Genomic DNA, 17,471 nt, shown 5'->3' with positions numbered 1-17,471 from the left:
AGACAAATGATTGATGCAGACTAGATGCAGTCTGATCTCATCAGCTAAAAACTTTTAAAAGCATTCAGGTGCTAGAAAAGCAATATCGCTTAAATCTTCTACCCGCGTAGGCAATCTTTTTCTCGAAACCTAACCGAAACGTCCTCAATTCTCAGTGCCTAGCTTTTCTAGTCTCTCTACCTAACTTCTCTCTTCTGCCGTTTTCAATACGAGCAGTACAGATTCACACAGATTCACATTTTCTTAACACGATATCTTAATTGAATGATTTCATCTCAACCGTGCCACACCGAGCCATCTATATAAGTAAACGTATTCAATCAGTAAAGTCAAGCACGCATTTTGCGCTTGAACGGATGCACTGGCTACAAGGGATAACTAACTATCCGGATAACCTAAAGTTCCGTAGAATAAAGGTAGCCCCTCTATTTTTTTGGAGCTAGACACATACACAGAGAGGCTCGTATCAAAACTCTCGTCAAAGCTAGAGCGATCGCAGTAAGTTTAGCGCTTATCCTGCTTAGATGCAGAGTATATTTACTTCTAGTTAGCCTCTGTACAAGAAGCGAGTTAAAGCTTAAACATCACATTGATACTTACCTTGCGAAAAACCACCTCTCTACTGAACTCCGTTATGCGCTCGATCACTCAGACGAAATTAAAGATTTAAGAAAGTAATCAATATTTCCTTACTCGATTAGAACTCATCATCATTGATGAGAAGTCCTTTCAAGGGGAAAATTCGTCTCAATTTTTGGATTGGGCATTCTAGGTTCAACCTCTGAAAAGATATTTGAAAGATTATAAAAAAGCTGTTTCACTTCGATCTGTCTCGCTTTAGGTATTTAACCAGGACTGATGCACGTCTGTGCTATACGAACTGAGCGCTAGTTTTTTGTTTTTGAATCCTTTTAGTGAACTCACTCTGACTTGCAATCTAGAGATGGTTAGCATTCAACGACGATTTTCAAACTATTTTCAGAGAAATCGCTCTATTGTGTCTTGGATTTGACATGTCGTTATCGCCACTTGCCCAATATTGTATTCGGAAACTCTTACGCCAAAGTACCGATAATCTCGCGCAGCTATTCATGCCCAATTCTAGAGCGGCGGGTCTCAGCGAAATGAGCCTGGATAAAATCCTGTCGAACTGGTCATGTCAGCTAAACTCCGAAGGCTCAGAGACGGTAGAACTTGAACTGCTGCTGAAACTCTATCAGCAATTCGAGAAAGCACCTGCTCACTCAGCGAATCTCATTGAAATTAAGCGCCGAATTTTGCAAATTTTGGGCTTTCAAACCTCGCCTATCCTGCCGACCGAGTTTCCTACGATCATCAAACTTGGCTCGACCCAGCAATTTTCTTTCTTCTACAAGGGGCGAATTCAAACCGGGATGCGCTACCAAAACGAGCTATTTGGTGCTGTCAAGACATTTTCTTTAACACATCGATTGCAAGCGTATCAGAACGCTTGGGCACTGTCAGTCGCCAAAGTTCCGATCGTGCTGACATTCAGTACATCAGAACTGGTCATCTGGATCAATTTACAGTCTCCAACATATGCGGTGTTAGTCCATCAAAATCCAGCTGTGTTCAGTACCGTTTTAACGCTCAATTCCGCTTTACATAAGCGGAAATTCGCGCGCGAGTAACTCTCCTTTAAGCCACAATCCGCACCTAGCAATCCTGAATCGTGAACTCTCTAGCATACAGAAGGTCAAAGTAAACTCTTACAACAATCCCCGATACCGAATGAAGAGCAAAACCACTGCCCAAGACCCTAGCGCAACTTTAATCGCGACTAGAACATTCAGCAATGGCAAAACTCCACCACTGATCAAAGCTCCCGGTTCTCCATGCGGCAACTCATAGCCAGCTAGCGTGATCACTGCCAACACAATGAACACCAAAACCGAAATCTTCTCCCACATCGCAGCTTTCCACTTGTGATACACTGCTTCCAACCATTCTGGCGAAGAAGTAATCGCAATCAGCCCGATCGCTGTTCCACCCGCAACCCCGGCAGCAAATCCGCCCCCAGGACTCAGATGCCCTCGGATTCCCAATTCAATACTGACCAATGCACAGATGGTCGCTCCTAATCTTGCCAACACAATGGAAGCTTGATCCGTAAAATGGTGCACTTTACTGGGCGGCTCATTCGATAAGAGATACTTCGCCCCGAGAATTGAGATCGTAAACACAATCACTTCAAAAATCGTGTCGTAAAGCCGATTTCTAAAAATAATTCCCGAGACTGCATTAATCACACCACTTTCTTTCACCACCGTCTCTGCGATCGAAAACGGCAATTCTGGCGCAGGATTCGGCATAAAAAGAAATTTCACATACAGCGCTAATCCGGCTGCAAGGTAGAGCCATTTCATGATTTCTCTCCTTTGTAAGTCAGTTGAGCGAGAGGAAATGCTAGTTCGTTTTGTAAAATTTCATAGAGGCGTGGGATGCGCACTACTGTGTTATAGTTCTCCGAATCGCGCACACAAGTTGCATGAATTTCTTTCGTCATCAATGCTTGATCTAAATCTTGGCGATCGCGAAAGGGTACTAATTCCACTCGCATATAGTGCTTGTTCATGATCGATCGCACATTCTCAATCATTGGTTCCAAATTCTCTTCTGTAAGAATTCCTAGCCGCATGACGAATGACGATCGTACTGCTACTGCGTATAGCATCGTTGCCAGTAAGCTGCCCATCAATGCTTCTGTCAAGCCAACATCTCCCGCTCCTAACACGGCATATAACAAGGCAGCGATAGCCCCTAAAATGCCGCGAATGATCAGTGCATGATAGGGATTTGTTTGAAACACTAACATAGCTGCCACAATTGGCAAGAGCACGGCAATGATATTTACCTCAGTCATAATCCGGTTCCTCACTACTCGAACAGTGAGCCAGCACATAGCCCAACATGGTGTTCCAAATCATCAGACAAAAGAGCGCAAGCAGTAACAATGCCCATCGGTTCGGAATCCTCAGAAACAATCCGAAGATAATCGTCATCGAACCGAGCGTGTCAGCAACGGACAAACTGTGAAGTTTGTAAAGTACCGATCGCTGAGTCGGTAAGGCTAATGTCCCCCAAAACCAGAGAACAATGCCCGCTCCAATCAAAATATCACTGAGAATATTGATCATCCGTCATTCATCCTCTTGAGAATATGTGCGAGCAGCATCATGCCAGCGTTACCCACACTCAAAATGATCACAGCAACAACGCCAATCATCCAATCGTCTCGAAAGACCGCGATCGTTAAAGCAATAATGGCGGTCTTGGATGAGACGCTGGCAAATGCAAGCATCGTTTGCCAAATATCTTCATTCTTCCAAGCTTCGTAGAGCGGAATTAACAATGCAATCAGCATTGCAATCAGCAGGATATTCATGAAGCATCCCTCCGCACTTCATGCACTTCATACCAACCTCTATCATCGTGTTTCGTGACGATTGTTTTCGGTGTGAAGGTAATCAGAAAGATATCGAGAAAAATCATCCGTGGCGATCGATGAGCGGGAACTCGTTCTTTCACTATCGTTTCATGGCGGTGCGGATGCAGCATAATTTCAAACGCTTCTTGATACGCTGCCGGAATCACCATGAGAATTTTTTTCAGCGATCGTAGCCACTCTCTTAAAGTCTCTGGAGCCGTATAGCTCCGAGGTAAGAGAAAGGCAATACAGAGTCCAATCACAATATTTGCTGCACTGAAATCGGCAGTGAGCAAGAACCAGAGAACGAGTCTGACAAGAACATGTCCAATCATGCGAGTGCCATCCAGAACAACAGAATCAAGGTTAAGCCCATCATGCCGACTAGGTGCTCAAACTCTTCAAGCATTCGCGGCAGTTTGACCGTCGCCCGTCGAAAGATCACCCAATATGCCAACCATCCCCCGCCAATCGTGACGAAGGCTTTCACAATGTTTTCGACGGTATAAGCTTGGATATAGGCAATATTCGCGAACAACAAGCCTCCGAGAAGGAGCACGATCGCGGCAATCAATCCCGGACGCACTTTTTCCTCGGTCTTGCCATGTGGCAAAAAGATAAATTTTGCAAAAGAGGTCGCTGTGCCGACGGCACAAACATTCATTGCGATTACTTGCCAAGGCAGTAGATTCTTCAGGGTAAAAACCTTGGCTCCAAATCCTGCCCACAAAGGCGATCCAGAAATCGAAAGACTGGCAATCACCAACGCAATCCAAACCGGGGTCGAAATCGTCTTGGTCTGCAATTCCTTAAAGTTCCGACTGGGCAAATTCCCGGCAAGCAAGAATAGTGAGGATTTCACTAAGCCGTGCGAGAGCGTGTAAAAGCCTGCTGCCTCCGGTGCTGCCAGAATAAATCCCAATTGTGAAACAGTGTGAAATGCTAACATCCGTTTCGTGTCTTTCTCAAAGACCGCATAAAACACTCCTAAAAGCGTTGTTGCGACTCCAAAAATTCGTACGATCGTATCGATATCATCCAAAATCAACGCACATCGCACCAAAGCTAAGAGGCTTGCCTTGACCACGACTCCGGACAATAAGGCAGATACAGGCGTTTCTGCTTCAGAATGTGTCATCGGCAGCCACAAGCCTGAAATGAATACTCCTGCTTTGACCAGTAAGCCTAGAAACAGAAGCGCGACTGCTTCAGGTGGTGCATTCTGCAATCCTGTAAAACTGAAAGAATGATCTGCCTTATAAACCAAAGCTGTCCCAATCAGGTAGAACAGCATGGCGACATTACTAGTAAACAGATAACGTAACCCGACCCAAATACTGCGATCGGTTCTCGGATAAGCAATTAGCAAAAATGCTGCAATTCCGCTGACTTCTAACGCAATATATAAGCTGAGAAAATCTGAGCAAACAAATGCAGCATTAATGCTGGCGTGTAAGAGCAGCGTTTGCGCGTAAAAAAAGGTTGATTTGCTGGTTTGCCAACAGTAAAATAGCACGGCAATCGTGACGATCGCATTCGTTAAAATAAAGTACGCTGTTAGCGAATCAACCGTTAAGACTACGCCAAAGCTATCTAATAGTTTTAGGTTTAATGCAGGCTCAGTAAATAGTTTCAAAGCATAAGCAACAGAAACTAATGTGCCGAACAATGAAAGCTGTTTATCGAGTTTTGGTACTAAATAAATCACAAACCCGAGAAAGAACGGGAATGTAATCCAGGCAAGTGTAAGAATATTCATGGTGTATTCTGTTTTTCAATTTCGTGACTCTCTAACGTTGGATTTTCTTTGGCTAACTTCATGACACCAACCAGCATGAGTGCCTGAATTGAGAAGCCAATCACAATACCTGTCAAAATCACAGCTTGAGGAACTGGATCAGCAAAAGCTCGTTCTGTTGTTCCAGAGAGAATAGGTGTGAACGTTCCTTGCCGAGCAGCAATCACGACATAGTAAGCAATCACCCCTGCACTCATCACATCCATTGAAATGATTTTCATGACAAGATTCTTTTTCAGAATAATGCCAAAAAAACCGCACAAAACTGTGGCAAAGACACACGCTTCTAGCACGAAATTTTCCTGTTAAAAACTAGGGTGTTCGATCGTAATTTGATCAATAGCGAAAAGTCGTAGCTTTGCACTATTGATTGAATAATATTGATGATCCATTAAAGGATTGATTCGTCTCTATTTGATATTACGAGATAGCTGTCTTAAAAAAAACTTGAAGAGTATAGAAAACCCCATACCTTACCATAGGTTTCATTCGCTTCAAGTCCTTAATAATTGAGTGGATTCGACCCTAACAACTCGAAATTTTCTATATAAAGTCCGACTGAAACCGAAAAGACAAACTCGGCTCTGCTGACCATTGTTCTCTTGCAGGACGAGTCTGGTTTGTGTCATCTCGATCAACAAATTGAGCCTTCTGGCACAGGTTCAGCAAGACTTGCCGAACTCGTGCCAGGACAAGTTGGAATAACAATATCGGGAGATTCGGAGCAGCGTTCAATCGAGCGACGATTATTCGTTCTCTTCTTCGCTACCAAACAACACAGGTAGACTCACATGGGTAATCCGTTCTGTTTTCGCCAATTTGACAACTCGATCGCCGCGTTCATCTTTTGCTCTCAGTTCTAAACGATCGACATCGATCCGCGCTAAGTGATTTTCATTTGTCAATAAGAACACTAATGCTTGAGGCAGTACCGCCACGATTCCAGCGACTAAATCAGTCTTATTGTTGAAATGGAACGATTGAGTTCCAAGTTCTCCAGTACTGGCGCGACGCATCGCTGAGACTTCCATATGTTTTGCATAGCCCTGCTCGGAAATCATCAGGAAGGTATCATCTTCGTTCGCGATCGCCCATCCAACAATCCGCTCTTTCTTGCCCACGCGCATTCCGGTTTGACCTTGAGAAGTCCGGCTTGCTACTGGAACCTGCAAATCATTGACTTCAAAGCGTAAGACTCGCCCACTTGAAGTTGCTAACATCACCTGCTCACCCACTTGAACTGGGTTAGCAGCTAAGAGTTGATCCCCTTCTTTGAGTTTCAGTGCAGTTAAGCCTCGCCCGGTAATATCCGCAAATTCAGACAGCGGCAAGCGTTTAATCTTGCCTTGTTCGGTCAGAAGTAAGACAAATTGATCATCTAGAACTTCCGGCAGCATGAAAGTTGCCGCGATCGCATCGGGTTCTGCTTGCGCCGCAGGAGGTAACAACGTCACAAGGGGCGAACCTTTTGCTTTATTGTTATTCGCTTGCGGAATGTCTCGGACTTTCAACGTAAAGGCTTTTCCATTGCGAGTAAAGACAACCAGCGTTTTACCTGTGGTTGTAAAGTCAGTTTGAGTTGCAAAATCATCTCCGTCTTCTAAGTCTTTGGTGACGGTATCATCATTGCGAGTTTTGCTTAAGCGATCGTAGGTTTTCGGGGTCATGCGCCGCACGTAGCCCCGCTGAGTTACTTCTACAACGGTATCTTGCTCTTCTTCCTCAAACTCAAAGGCTAAATTGACCGATTTTGCAGCAGTCGTCGCTTCATCTTTATCCTTGACTTCCATCGCTGCAACTTCAGTGGAAGAAAGGATTTTAGTGCGACGATCGTCTCCGTATTTCTTCTTCAATGCCCGCAGATCTTTCTTCAATGCTTTGAGCAATTCTTTACGATCGCTGAGCAGCTTGTGCAGCTCATCCATTTTTGCCAGCAGCTCATCATATTCGGTTTGTAAGCTTTGCCGCTCCATTCCGGTGAGCCGACGTAGTGGCATCGACAGAATGGCATCTGCTTGTCGATCGCTCAAGTCTAAGCGCTCTTGCAGTTGAATCTTCGCAGTTCCTCCATCGGGTGCGTTTCTTAAAATATCAATTACATCATCCAGATTCGCCAGCGCTTTTAAGCGACCTTCGACCACATGAAGCTGGTTATCGGCTTGATCGTATTCATGACGATATTGCCGCGTTAAAGTAGTTTCGCGGAAGTCTAGGAACGCTTGCAGCATTTGTCGGAGGGACATTTGCTTCGGTTGTCCGTTCTCAAGCGCGAGTAAAATTACTCCGAAATTGTTCTGTAAGGGGGTTTGACGATAAAGGAAATTGAGAATTTTTTGAGGATTCGCATCGCGACGTAGTTCAATCACGACGCGAATACCTTCGCGATCGCTTTCATCGCGCAGATCGCCAATCCCTTCGATTTTGCCAGTGTTGACTAATTCGGCAATTTTCTCAATCAAGCCAGCTTTGTTGACCTGATACGGTAATTCGGTAATGACGATCGCACTTCTACGATGCTTCCCTCGTCCGGTTTGAATTTCTTCTAAGTTTGCAATTCCCCGAATCGGAACACTGCCCCGTCCGGTTAAGTAAGCTTCTCGAATTCCATTCGTATCAATGATTTCCCCACCTGTCGGAAAATCGGGTCCTGGAATCAACTTGAGCAGTTCTTCATCTGAAAGCGTGGGTCGATCGATTAAGGCAATCAATCCTTCGACCACTTCACCCATATTATGCGGCGGAATATTCGTTGCCATTCCAACTGCAATTCCTGAACTCCCATTCAGCAGCAGGATCGGGAGTTGGGCAGGTAAAACGGTTGGCTCTTGCTGTGAATTATCAAAGTTCCCAATAAAATCGACGGTTGATTCGCCAATTTCTGTGAGTAACGCTTCGTTCCCGATCGCGGAGAGTCGCGTTTCGGTATATCGCATTGCCGCAGGCGGATCATTATCAACGGAGCCGAAGTTTCCGTGCCCCCCAAGTAGCGGATAGCGGCTGGAAAAATCTTGAACTAATCGAACTAACGCATCATAAACAGCTTGGTCGCCATGCGGGTGATATTTACCGAGTACGTCCCCGACGACACGGGCGCATTTCCGATAAGGGCGATCGGGAGTTAATCCCAATTCATGCATTGCGTATAAAATACGACGATGGACAGGTTTTAAGCCATCGCGCACATCGGGTAGTGCTCGCCCAACGATGACGCTCATGGCATATTCCAAATAGGACTGCTGCATTTCTGTATGTAACGCAGTCGGGATGACTTGTCCACTTGGAAGAATGTTTAACTGTTCTGATTGAGTTCGCGTCCGCGCCATGAGCCTACTTGTCCTGCTGAATTTTACAAACTATATGCGGAAATGATCGGTTCGGTGATTTAATTTGATCGCTGTCCTGAAAATACTAATACAGTTGCGTTATCTTACAATCGTTTTATTGTGCCGTATCCAGCATCTTGTCGTAAGAGGAATTTGATATGCAAACCGTCCTAATTGTGGAGGATGATCTGACAAATGCTAGAGTCTTTTCCAAAATTCTGACAAAACGCGGAGGTCTAGCGGTCAAACATACTGAAAATGTAGATGAAGTGATTGAGATTGCCCAGTCCGGCGAGGCAGACATTATCCTCATGGATGTCTCTCTTTCTCGTAGTATGTACCAAGGCAAAGCGATGAATGGGATTCAGCTAACTCAGTTGCTCAAGGCAGATGAGAAGACTGCAAGCTTGCCGATTATCTTGGTAACCGCTCACGCCATGGAAGGCGATCGCGAAAATTTCCTCAAACAAAGTGGTGCAGATGGCTATATCTCGAAGCCAGTCGTCGATCATCAAGCCTTTGTCGATCAGATTATGGAACTGCTGCCGGGGGCGTAGCGGCATAACATTTGCCTCAAAGGTTTGCATACATTAGTACTATTTTAGCGCGATTTTGGCAAGACATTGCTGAAAAATCGTGCTTAGGGCTAGAAGATTCACAGTGTCAGCGATCGCATCTTGATCAAGACCTGATCAAGGGATTGCCGTTAAAGTTGGTTCTTGAGTTTGAGTTGCAGATAGCGATCGACCAATTCATTCGTGATTTGATTCGCAGGTGCATCTAAAACTAAAACGCCTCGCTGTTTCAACGTACTAAACGCCATCTGTCTTTGAGCGATTAAATCCAATGCCACTGCCCTTTCATAGGTTGAAGGCAAATCATCAGTAACAGTATGAGCTTGTTGATCAACCTGTGGATCGCGCAACGTGACACAGAAAGGTAAGTATCTCGGTGTTAATCTTCCCAATGCTGCAAGCAATTCTGAAGACGCAGTATTGTCAACAATATCGGTAATGACGACGACTAAAGCGCGTCGAGTTTGTTGATTGACGAGCGTTGTCACTGCACCGAGATAATCTGGCTCTAGTATCTCGGGCTGAATCGGAGTCAACCGCTCAATCAGATGATTGAGATGAGCTTGCCCGCGTTCCGGTGGAATCCAAGTTTGAACTTGGCGATCGAATACTCCGACTCCGACTCGATCTCCCCGATGCAATCCTGCCAGAGCCAAAGCTAAAGTTGCATTCAGTCCCCAGTCAAATCGCGTCAATCCCTTTACTTGCGAAGTCATTAACCGACCGCGATCGAGCAAAATAATCAACGTTTGCTCTTGTTCTGGTTCCAACACTCGAACTAAAGGTTGTCCGCGTCTCGCTGTTGCTTTCCAATCAATGAAGCGTGGATCATCTCCAATCCCATATTCTCGAAGCTCTGAAAATTCGGTTCCAATTCCCATTCTTCGAGCGCGACGCATTGAGCCAGACGATTCTAGCGTTAGGCGAATTGAGAGCGATCTCAATCCCATCAAATCTGGATAGACAGCGACTTTCTGTTCTTGTGGAATCTGCCAATTGTGCCAAGCTAAACGCCAAGGGCTTAACTGCCGAACTTGAATGTCTTTCCAAATGTACTCGCCTCTCTCACTGGGATGAACCGTGTAAGAAAGCTGTTGCGAAGTATTGGGAGATAACTTTGCCGCTAAAGGCATCGAAGAGATACCAAATGCGATCGGATATTTGTCATAAATCCGCACATCTGCCGTTGTCTTGCCTGCTTCAACCGAGAGACTGACTAAGTTGTCTCGCCCGATTGATAAGCGCGATGCGACCTGCCGGTCGATCTTGACTCGATGCGGCTTGACGCGCCAGCCATCCCAAATCGTTAAAGCTAAAACAATCAAGTCAAACAGCAACATTCCCAAAATCGCCAAAGCGGGATTAAAGAAGAATGCAATGACCGCGATCGCACCACCCAGCAATAACAATCCGTAAGTTCGACGTGAAGGCAGCATAAGTTAACGAGGCACAGCAACTTGATTGAGGACAGCATTGATCACCGCTTCGACTCCAATCCCGTCTAACTGGGCTTCAGGACGCAGAATCAGACGATGACGCAATAGAGGAGATGCAACAGCTTTAATGTCATCTGGTGTGACATAGCTGCGCCCAGACAGCCAAGCTTGAGCCTTACTGACATTGAGCCACGCGACCGCCGATCGCGGCGATGCTCCTAAAACTAAGTCTGGATGTTGCCGAGTCTTTTGAACTACTGCGAGTAAATAATCCAGAACACTCTCTTCGACTTTGAGCGATCGAATTTCCCGTCTCGCCTGCAAAATTTGCTCGACAGATGCAATGGGCTGAATATTATCTAAATCCAATCGCTTACCCTGAAAGCCTGCTTGATGATTGAGCAGCATTTTCTTCTCGGCAACCGGATCTGGATAGACCGCCATTAACTTGAATAAAAAGCGATCGAGTTGTGCCTCTGGCAGCGGATACGTGCCTTCAAATTCCAGCGAGTTCTGAGTCGCAATTACCCAGAAGAAATCAGGCAACGGTAAACTCTCACCGTCTAAGGTGACTTGCTGTTCTTCCATTGCTTCGAGCAGTGCTGATTGAGTCTTCGGCGGAGTTCGATTGATTTCATCCGCGAGAAGAATTTCAGTAAAAACGGGTCCTTTTTTCAGCAAAAAGCTGCGAGTATTGAGGTCGAAAATATTCGTACCGAGAATGTCAGAAGGCAGAATATCAGGCGTGAGTTGCACACGTCGAAACTGCGATCGCACTAGCCTCGCCATCACTTTGACAGTTAATGTTTTTCCAGTTCCAGGCACGCCTTCTAAGATCACATGACCGCCTGAAAGCAACGCAACCAAAAGCTGCTGGATGAGGGCACTTTGACCAACCACAATCTGATCAAGGCTCTGTCTCAGTTTAGAAAAAGTTGTTTGCAGGTCGGACATAGGCGGATGGGGTAACTATGAGCACAACCATCTTAGTGCGGAAGTTTGGGTTTGGATAATTTAATGAGGAGTGGGGAGGTTATTCTGCGTTTGCTTCTAGGTATTGGCTGTCTAGCAGAAATGCTCCTTTCTCGAATCTCACACCCCAGTAGCCACCGGGTCGGCGATCGAGCACGGTTCCTTCATCCCCGACCTGCAAAATATCCGCCGGACGCAGCATCGGCATTGGATCAGCCGACTTCAAATAAGGCGGCAAAGAAATCAAACGAACCTTTGCACCGATCGTAAATTCTTTCATGACACCGAATCTCTGATATCTGCCAATCGAGCATAGCCTTTAAAGCGATCGACATCCTACTTCCCATTCCCTCACTCCCTACTCCCCACCCCTTTTTCCAACAAAATTATTCGATTTCTTCCAAACTTTAGGGTATACTACTCATAGTCGTTATGAGTTTGTGTAAAAGTCTTATGGCAAACCCCACTGTCGAAAATTTAGTCATTATTGGCTCAGGTCCTGCTGGCTATACGGCAGCGATTTATGCAGGACGCGCCAACCTCAAACCCTTAGTTTTTGAAGGTTTTCAGGCGGGCGGGCTTCCAGGAGGTCAGCTAATGACGACAACTGAAGTTGAAAACTTCCCTGGTTTTCCGCAAGGCATCACTGGCCCGCAACTCATGACCCAGATGAAAGCGCAGGCTGAGCGTTGGGGTGCAGAACTGGTTACAGAAGATGTCTTATCTGTTGATTTCTCAACTCGCCCATTCAAGATTCGCGCCGAAACGCGAGAGGTTGAAGCGCACAGTGTCGTAATTGCGACAGGAGCAACCGCAAAACGCTTAGGCTTACCGAGCGAGCATGAATTCTGGAGCCGTGGAATTTCGGCTTGTGCAATCTGTGATGGTGCAACCCCGATCTTTAGAGGTGTCCCTCTCGTGGTGATTGGCGGCGGCGATACTGCTGCCGAGGAAGCAATTTATCTGACAAAGTATGGCGATCATGTGAATCTCTTGGTGCGAAGCGATGTGATGCGCGCTTCAAAAGCGATGCAAGATCGAGTCCTGAGCAATCCTCGCATTACGGTTCACTGGAATTCAGAAGCGATCGATGTTGTCGGCGATGAGAAGCACATGACAGGTGTAAAAATTCGCAATCGTCAAACAGGCGAAGAAAGCATCATCGAAGCGAAAGGCTTGTTCTATGCGATCGGACACACTCCCAATACAGCTTTGTTTAAGGGTCAAATCGAACTCGATGAAGTAGGCTACATCAAAACGCATGGTTCTGTCGAAACCAATTTGGAAGGAGTCTACGCAGCAGGCGACGTGCAAGATCACGAGTTTCGGCAAGCGATTACCGCTGCAGGAACGGGCTGTATGGCAGCGATGTTGGCAGAGCGCTGGTTATCCGCCAATGGCTTAGTGCAAGAATTTGAGCGCATTGAAGCGGATGTTCCCAACGAAGAAAATACGGCGCATCCAGCTTCTGAACAAGTGATCGAATTCAGTTTGGAACATACTCGCCATGTCGGTGGCTTAGCGTTGCGGAAGTTGTATCACGAAAGCGATCGCTTAATCTTGGTCAAGTATGCTTCTCCAAGTTGTGGTCCTTGTCACACGCTCAAGCCAATTTTGAATAAAGTTGTCGATGAGTTCGATGGCAAAATCCACTATGTCGAAATTGACATTGAGGAAGATCCCGAAATTGCAGAAGCAGCAGGCGTGATGGGAACTCCGACTATTCATCTTTTCAAAAATAAAGACAAGGTGGCAGAAGTCAAAGGTGTCAAGCAAAAGAGCCAATATCGCGAATTGATTACCGCTTACATCGCCGATTAAAGACTTGGCATATCAATGCTGAAATTCAAAAGCTCCGGGTTTTTCAAAAAACTCGGAGCTTTTGCGTCTGGTGAAGTCAAAACTCGCTTTAGAGGATGTTTGCAACGTATCAACAGGTTTCTCACTTCGTTCTAGCTCGCCCTGGAATGGAATTCCAAGGCTAACGGTGCTAAGTCCACTAAAGGGACTGAAGATCTGATTCTGCTTGGCTGTTAGTCCCTTTAGTGGACTTTGTTCAACTAGCCCGGAATTCCATTCCAGGGCGGGGGAACGCGATGAACGATACGTTGCAAACATCCTCTCAGAGATGCTTCGATCGTACACATCTCAACCAACAGAACTAACTTCCACCTCATTAGGCTCTTCCAGCACAGAGTTCTCTGAAACTTTCTTCACGGTCTCTGGCGCAACAGATTCCTCGATGATAGAGTCTTCTGAAACCTCCTCCACAGTCTCTGCCGCAACAGATTCCTCGGGTTTCGGCTTCTTCTGAATCAACTGCCCAATATCTTGATTAATCTGAAAATACTGATGGAACTTATCTGTCACCTGTACTAACGACGATCGACCATCTGAATTTTTCCGTTTCCGCACAAATCCCAATTCCACCAGTTCAGGAATATGTTGATAGACTCCTGATCCCCGAATCTCAACTAATTCTGTTTGGCTGATTGGACCTTTCAGGGCAATCACCGCCAAAGTTCTCAGTGCCCCAACTCCCAAATCTGCTGGAATCAGCGCATTAATCAAATTCTGATACGTTTCGCGAAGTTGCAAACTATATCCTGAATCTGTTTCAGCGATTTCCAGTGCCCCGTCGCGGTGAGCATAATCCGACATCAACTCCATCAATCCCTCTTCGGTGGTTTGCCGATCGAATCCTGCTAATTCAGCGAGTTGCGCGATCGTCATCGGTTGCGCTTTGAGATAAAGAATTGCTTCAAGCGTAGTGGTCAGACGAGTCATGAGAATCGCATCAGAAAAAGAATGACTAATAGAGTAGCAAACTTCAGCAAAGGCGCTGAACTTGTTACATTAGAAATTGCCTTTCATCATGTATCAGTTCTCATGACGGATCTTCCCGAAACCCCAACTTCTGAAACCCCAATTTCTGAAACCCCAAAAGAGCCGCAGCCTAGCTACGTCAAACTGGCAATGCGGAATATGGTTCGCAAACGCGGGACATCGATTTTTCACTTTGCCCTCACCACGATTGGCTTATTGGGCACGCTTGTCGTTCTTTCTTATTTGACCCGCTAATGCAAGTCGAATTAAGCGTTCAGGATTGCTGTCCTCAAAACTCGTCCATTCAGCCCGAAACCTGGGAAATTTGGTTTCGGCAGTGGCTTGATCTCCTAAAACCTGAACTCGATGGAGCGCCGCTTCATCCCCAGGAAAATTATGAACTGAGCTTACGATTAACCGACGATCGCGAAATTCAGTCTCTCAACCAAAACTATCGCCACAAAGATCAGCCAACTGACGTACTCGCCTTCGCATCCCTAGAGGTAGACTGTCCACAGATTGATGAATTAGAGACAGAACCGCTTTATTTAGGGGATATTGTCATTTCGGTTGAAACTGCCGAACGACAAGCCGCTCCCCACAATTTAGAAACGGAACTGGCTTGGCTTGCTGCGCATGGACTGCTTCACCTTCTTGGGTGGGATCATCCCGACGATGCAAGTTTGCTACGAATGTTAGATCAGCAGCAGATTTTACTGAATGCAGTGGGATTGGACGCAAAACGGTAGAAAATGTTGAGAAATGCAACCCAGGACTATTCTCTCTGAGCAATTGTATTTTGCAGATTTATTTTCTCAGGTCGAGCTTTACCTTTCCTAACAATGTTGTAATACTGTGTTTACTGTGATCTGATGCGATAGCCGCGCCATGAGGGTATTGCTAAAGTATCTTCACTGGTTTCTCACCTGGTCTGCGTATGTCTCAAGAAGTCCCCACTCAGTCCCCAAAACGTCCCAAAGTCGTCCCTCTGGTCAAACCTGAACGGGATCTGGCTTGGCAAGTTGCACCTACTCTCTTCACGAGCTTTCGCTATGCCTGGATGGGGGTCAGCTATGCATTTCTGACTCAGCGAAATTTCAGAATTCATGTCTGTTTGGGATCAATCGCGATCGGATTAGGGTTGCTTCTCCATGCCAGCGTCGTTGAACTGGCTGTGATTGGTTTAACAATCGGCTTAGTTCTCGCGATGGAATTATTGAATACTGCGATAGAATCTGTGGTCGATTTAACCGTTAAACAGACCTATCACGAACTCGCAAAAATCGCCAAAGACTGTGCAGCAGCAGCGGTTTTAGTGTCAGCGATCGCAGCAGTTTTAGTCGCAGGCTGCATTTTATTGCCAAAACTTTGGTTAGTCTTGTAGGTAATTTTCTAGAATTTCTGAGAAACTGAAAAGACTGATTCAAGGCAGTCTTTCATGATTCTGGTCATTGATAATTACGACAGTTTTACGTATAACCTCGTCCAATACTTGGGAGAATTGGGCGAAGAATTCGCGATCGCATCTGACATCCAGGTCTATCGCAACGATCAAATTACACTGGATCAAGTGCGCGCATTACAACCGGATGCGATCGTCATTTCACCCGGACCCGGACGACCTGAAGATGCCGGAATCTCGATGGAACTCATTCGGCAATTGGGAGCCAACACTCCGATTCTAGGTGTTTGTCTGGGACATCAAAGTATCGGGCAAGTTTTTGGCGGCGAGATTGTATCCGCGCCTGTATTAATGCATGGCAAGACTTCGGAAGTGAAGCATACAGATACCGGAGTGTTTGAAGGACTCGACAATCCGATGACCGCAACTCGGTATCATAGTCTGGTGATTGATCGATCAAGTTGTCCAGCAGTGCTAGAGATTACGGCTTGGGTCGAGGATCAAACGATTATGGGCGTTCGCCATCGCGAGTATCCGCACATTCAAGGGGTGCAGTTTCATCCAGAAAGCGTGTTGACAAGTTCTGGCAAGCAACTGTTACGGAACTTTTTGCGATCGATTCAAGGTCAATAATTCAAAACTTGGTGTGAGGGAGTATGAAACGCAGGCAGTTTATTCAGTACGCAGGTGCGGGCTTGGTTGCGGGCGCAGTTCCAATTGCAGCGCAAGCACAGTCGGGCGGATTAACCGTGCAGTATTTAGGTCATATGTGTTTCCTGTTTACCGGGGGTGGAAGGCGCATCTTAGTGAATCCTTTCCGAAGTGCAGGCTGTACTGCTGGCTATCGCGCACCGAAGGTTGCAGCTGATTTAGTTATGATTAGTAGCCAAATTCTCGATGAGGGTGCGATCGATGTTGTGCCTGGGAATCCAAAGCTGTTAGTGGAATCAGGTGCCTATGACATTAACGGATTCAAAGCGCAGGGAATTGCAATGGATCACGATCGCGTCGGTGGAAAACGATTCGGTCGTAATATCGCTTGGCGTTGGTCGCAGGGTGGTCTGAATGTGGTGCATTTAGGTGGGGCTGCGGCTCCGATCACGTTAGAGCAAAAGATTTTGATTGGCAGTCCAGATGTCGTGTTTCTGCCTGTTGGGGGCGGAGCGAAAGCGTATGACCCACAAGAGGCAAAACAGGCATTGCAGGTACTGAATGCCAAGATCATCGTGCCCATGTACTACCGGACGGCAGCAGCAAAAGAACAGTGTGATATTGGCGGATTGGATGCGTTTCTGAGCGTGATGAGTGGGACGCCTGTAAGAAAGGGCGGAAGCTCAATTTCCTTAACTAAGGCAAACTTGCCGAAGGAGGGATCGGTGATTCAGGTTATGACTTACGCCTAACGAATTTAGGGAGTTCGCGCTCCGCATCTACTCTGGGATTTTCACCTTGCATGATTGAGCCATTTAGTTAGACTTCCTGAAATCATTGCGCCTTGGCGAATGGAATTCGCGGCTAAACGAACAAAGTGTACCTTCGCACACTAACAGCCCTTTTCGCGGTTAGTCCACAGCGGTGAACTTCGTTTGTATAGCACCGAATTCTATTCGGAGGGCATTCTCAATGGCTCGACAACTTGAGTCAATTCTGATCACTGAATCTTGACTTTGTTTTTACACTAGATTTTGTGA

Annotated in this window: 20 protein-coding genes; 8 read left to right on the top strand and 12 right to left on the bottom strand. The window is 46.2% G+C overall.

The genetic code is table 11. The features are described 5' to 3' along the window. The first annotated feature begins 1,013 nt into the window (after window positions 1-1,013). Window positions 1,014-1,652 carry a hypothetical protein gene (locus ACMUEV_RS12265; protein WP_017288816.1) on the top strand — a complete coding sequence of 213 codons (639 nt, stop codon included), beginning with the start codon at window positions 1,014-1,016 and terminating at the stop codon, window positions 1,650-1,652. A gap of 78 nt (window positions 1,653-1,730) precedes the next feature. On the opposite strand, the gene ACMUEV_RS12260 is transcribed toward ACMUEV_RS12265, so the two are convergent. From ACMUEV_RS12260 to gyrA, 8 genes are all read right to left on the bottom strand, one after another. Continuing rightward, window positions 1,731-2,387 (bottom strand): Na(+)/H(+) antiporter subunit B, encoded by a 657-nt coding sequence (locus ACMUEV_RS12260; protein WP_190652021.1) that lies wholly within the window; start codon window positions 2,385-2,387, stop codon window positions 1,731-1,733. Continuing rightward, complete coding sequence (locus ACMUEV_RS12255) at window positions 2,384-2,884, bottom strand: DUF4040 domain-containing protein (RefSeq protein WP_017288818.1); 501 nt, start codon at window positions 2,882-2,884, stop codon at window positions 2,384-2,386. The genes ACMUEV_RS12260 and ACMUEV_RS12255 overlap by 4 nt, the downstream gene beginning before the upstream one ends. Then, a complete protein-coding gene (locus ACMUEV_RS12250; RefSeq protein WP_017288819.1) occupies window positions 2,877-3,158 on the bottom strand; it encodes a monovalent cation/H(+) antiporter subunit G in 282 nt (93 codons plus the stop codon). Before ACMUEV_RS12250 ends, ACMUEV_RS12255 begins: the two co-directional genes overlap by 8 nt. Further along, window positions 3,155-3,406, bottom strand: coding sequence for a hypothetical protein (locus tag ACMUEV_RS12245; RefSeq protein WP_017288820.1), 252 nt, complete (start codon window positions 3,404-3,406; stop codon window positions 3,155-3,157). The genes ACMUEV_RS12250 and ACMUEV_RS12245 overlap by 4 nt, the downstream gene beginning before the upstream one ends. Continuing rightward, window positions 3,403-3,783: a Na+/H+ antiporter subunit E gene (locus ACMUEV_RS12240; RefSeq protein ID WP_017288821.1), complete on the bottom strand. Its 381-nt coding sequence runs from the start codon at window positions 3,781-3,783 to the stop codon at window positions 3,403-3,405. The genes ACMUEV_RS12245 and ACMUEV_RS12240 overlap by 4 nt, the downstream gene beginning before the upstream one ends. Further along, the gene (locus ACMUEV_RS12235) at window positions 3,780-5,207 is read right to left on the bottom strand and encodes a cation:proton antiporter (protein WP_190652022.1); all 1,428 of its coding nucleotides are present in this window, start codon (window positions 5,205-5,207) and stop codon (window positions 3,780-3,782) included. The genes ACMUEV_RS12240 and ACMUEV_RS12235 overlap by 4 nt, the downstream gene beginning before the upstream one ends. After that, window positions 5,204-5,539 (bottom strand): cation:proton antiporter subunit C, encoded by a 336-nt coding sequence (locus tag ACMUEV_RS12230; protein ID WP_017288823.1) that lies wholly within the window; start codon window positions 5,537-5,539, stop codon window positions 5,204-5,206. Before ACMUEV_RS12230 ends, ACMUEV_RS12235 begins: the two co-directional genes overlap by 4 nt. A gap of 453 nt (window positions 5,540-5,992) precedes the next feature. Continuing rightward, window positions 5,993-8,569, bottom strand: coding sequence for a DNA gyrase subunit A (gene gyrA / locus ACMUEV_RS12225; RefSeq protein WP_190652023.1), 2,577 nt, complete (start codon window positions 8,567-8,569; stop codon window positions 5,993-5,995). Between the two features lie 158 nt (window positions 8,570-8,727). Between gyrA and ACMUEV_RS12220 the strand changes: the two genes are divergently transcribed. Further along, complete coding sequence (locus tag ACMUEV_RS12220) at window positions 8,728-9,126, top strand: response regulator (protein ID WP_017288825.1); 399 nt, start codon at window positions 8,728-8,730, stop codon at window positions 9,124-9,126. A gap of 149 nt (window positions 9,127-9,275) precedes the next feature. Here the strand turns inward: ACMUEV_RS12220 and ACMUEV_RS12215 are convergent, their stop codons facing one another. The 3 genes from ACMUEV_RS12215 to sipA form a co-directional block, all read right to left on the bottom strand. Further along, window positions 9,276-10,580: a DUF58 domain-containing protein gene (locus tag ACMUEV_RS12215; RefSeq protein WP_190652024.1), complete on the bottom strand. Its 1,305-nt coding sequence runs from the start codon at window positions 10,578-10,580 to the stop codon at window positions 9,276-9,278. 3 nt (window positions 10,581-10,583) lie between these two features. Next, window positions 10,584-11,534, bottom strand: coding sequence for an AAA family ATPase (locus ACMUEV_RS12210; RefSeq protein ID WP_190652025.1), 951 nt, complete (start codon window positions 11,532-11,534; stop codon window positions 10,584-10,586). A gap of 79 nt (window positions 11,535-11,613) precedes the next feature. Further along, window positions 11,614-11,832, bottom strand: coding sequence for a regulatory protein SipA (sipA, locus tag ACMUEV_RS12205; protein WP_017288830.1), 219 nt, complete (start codon window positions 11,830-11,832; stop codon window positions 11,614-11,616). Between the two features lie 173 nt (window positions 11,833-12,005). On the opposite strand from sipA, the gene trxB reads away from it, so the two are divergent. Beyond that, window positions 12,006-13,373, top strand: coding sequence for a thioredoxin-disulfide reductase (gene trxB / locus ACMUEV_RS12200; RefSeq protein WP_190652026.1), 1,368 nt, complete (start codon window positions 12,006-12,008; stop codon window positions 13,371-13,373). 327 nt (window positions 13,374-13,700) lie between these two features. Here trxB and scpB read toward each other — a convergent pair whose 3' ends face one another. Further along, entirely contained in the window at window positions 13,701-14,339 is a 639-nt protein-coding gene (scpB, locus tag ACMUEV_RS12195; RefSeq protein WP_190652027.1) for an SMC-Scp complex subunit ScpB, read from the bottom strand. A 21-nt stretch (window positions 14,340-14,360) separates the two neighbouring features. Here scpB and ACMUEV_RS12190 point away from each other — a divergent pair, with 21 nt between their 5' ends. The 5 genes from ACMUEV_RS12190 to ACMUEV_RS12170 all read left to right on the top strand — a co-directional run bounded on the left by ACMUEV_RS12190 (window position 14,361) and on the right by ACMUEV_RS12170 (window position 17,183). Next, a complete protein-coding gene (locus tag ACMUEV_RS12190; RefSeq protein ID WP_017288834.1) occupies window positions 14,361-14,633 on the top strand; it encodes a DUF3285 domain-containing protein in 273 nt (90 codons plus the stop codon). Next, a complete protein-coding gene (ybeY, locus tag ACMUEV_RS12185) occupies window positions 14,633-15,127 on the top strand; it encodes an rRNA maturation RNase YbeY (protein WP_017288835.1) in 495 nt (164 codons plus the stop codon). The genes ACMUEV_RS12190 and ybeY overlap by 1 nt, the downstream gene beginning before the upstream one ends. Before the next feature lie 188 nt (window positions 15,128-15,315). Then, the gene (locus ACMUEV_RS12180; RefSeq protein ID WP_017288836.1) at window positions 15,316-15,762 is read left to right on the top strand and encodes a diacylglycerol kinase; all 447 of its coding nucleotides are present in this window, start codon (window positions 15,316-15,318) and stop codon (window positions 15,760-15,762) included. 54 nt (window positions 15,763-15,816) lie between these two features. Further along, a complete protein-coding gene (locus ACMUEV_RS12175; RefSeq protein ID WP_017288837.1) occupies window positions 15,817-16,413 on the top strand; it encodes an anthranilate synthase component II in 597 nt (198 codons plus the stop codon). Window positions 16,414-16,436: 23 nt separating this feature from the next. Continuing rightward, complete coding sequence (locus ACMUEV_RS12170) at window positions 16,437-17,183, top strand: MBL fold metallo-hydrolase (protein ID WP_190652028.1); 747 nt, start codon at window positions 16,437-16,439, stop codon at window positions 17,181-17,183. Window positions 17,184-17,471: the final 288 nt, after the last annotated feature.

It is taken from the genome of Leptolyngbya sp. FACHB-1624, from assembly GCF_047649235.1.
Taxonomy (GTDB): Bacteria; Cyanobacteriota; Cyanobacteriia; order Leptolyngbyales; family Leptolyngbyaceae; genus Leptolyngbya; species Leptolyngbya boryana.
This window is presented reverse-complemented; position numbering and strand designations above follow the sequence as displayed.

Coding starts and splice junctions, on each gene's coding strand:
- ACMUEV_RS12265 (WP_017288816.1), top strand. CDS start 1,014: ATGTCGTTATCGCCACTTGCCCAATATTGTATTCGGAAACTCTTACGC.
- ACMUEV_RS12260 (WP_190652021.1), bottom strand. CDS start 2,387: ATGAAATGGCTCTACCTTGCAGCCGGATTAGCGCTGTATGTGAAATTT.
- ACMUEV_RS12255 (WP_017288818.1), bottom strand. CDS start 2,884: ATGACTGAGGTAAATATCATTGCCGTGCTCTTGCCAATTGTGGCAGCT.
- ACMUEV_RS12250 (WP_017288819.1), bottom strand. CDS start 3,158: ATGATCAATATTCTCAGTGATATTTTGATTGGAGCGGGCATTGTTCTC.
- ACMUEV_RS12245 (WP_017288820.1), bottom strand. CDS start 3,406: ATGAATATCCTGCTGATTGCAATGCTGATTGCATTGTTAATTCCGCTC.
- ACMUEV_RS12240 (WP_017288821.1), bottom strand. CDS start 3,783: ATGATTGGACATGTTCTTGTCAGACTCGTTCTCTGGTTCTTGCTCACT.
- ACMUEV_RS12235 (WP_190652022.1), bottom strand. CDS start 5,207: ATGAATATTCTTACACTTGCCTGGATTACATTCCCGTTCTTTCTCGGG.
- gyrA (WP_190652023.1), bottom strand. CDS start 8,569: ATGGCGCGGACGCGAACTCAATCAGAACAGTTAAACATTCTTCCAAGT.
- ACMUEV_RS12220 (WP_017288825.1), top strand. CDS start 8,728: ATGCAAACCGTCCTAATTGTGGAGGATGATCTGACAAATGCTAGAGTC.
- ACMUEV_RS12215 (WP_190652024.1), bottom strand. CDS start 10,580: ATGCTGCCTTCACGTCGAACTTACGGATTGTTATTGCTGGGTGGTGCG.
- ACMUEV_RS12210 (WP_190652025.1), bottom strand. CDS start 11,534: ATGTCCGACCTGCAAACAACTTTTTCTAAACTGAGACAGAGCCTTGAT.
- sipA (WP_017288830.1), bottom strand. CDS start 11,832: ATGAAAGAATTTACGATCGGTGCAAAGGTTCGTTTGATTTCTTTGCCG.
- trxB (WP_190652026.1), top strand. CDS start 12,006: ATGGCAAACCCCACTGTCGAAAATTTAGTCATTATTGGCTCAGGTCCT.
- scpB (WP_190652027.1), bottom strand. CDS start 14,339: ATGACTCGTCTGACCACTACGCTTGAAGCAATTCTTTATCTCAAAGCG.
- ACMUEV_RS12190 (WP_017288834.1), top strand. CDS start 14,361: ATGACTAATAGAGTAGCAAACTTCAGCAAAGGCGCTGAACTTGTTACA.
- ybeY (WP_017288835.1), top strand. CDS start 14,633: ATGCAAGTCGAATTAAGCGTTCAGGATTGCTGTCCTCAAAACTCGTCC.
- ACMUEV_RS12180 (WP_017288836.1), top strand. CDS start 15,316: ATGTCTCAAGAAGTCCCCACTCAGTCCCCAAAACGTCCCAAAGTCGTC.
- ACMUEV_RS12175 (WP_017288837.1), top strand. CDS start 15,817: ATGATTCTGGTCATTGATAATTACGACAGTTTTACGTATAACCTCGTC.
- ACMUEV_RS12170 (WP_190652028.1), top strand. CDS start 16,437: ATGAAACGCAGGCAGTTTATTCAGTACGCAGGTGCGGGCTTGGTTGCG.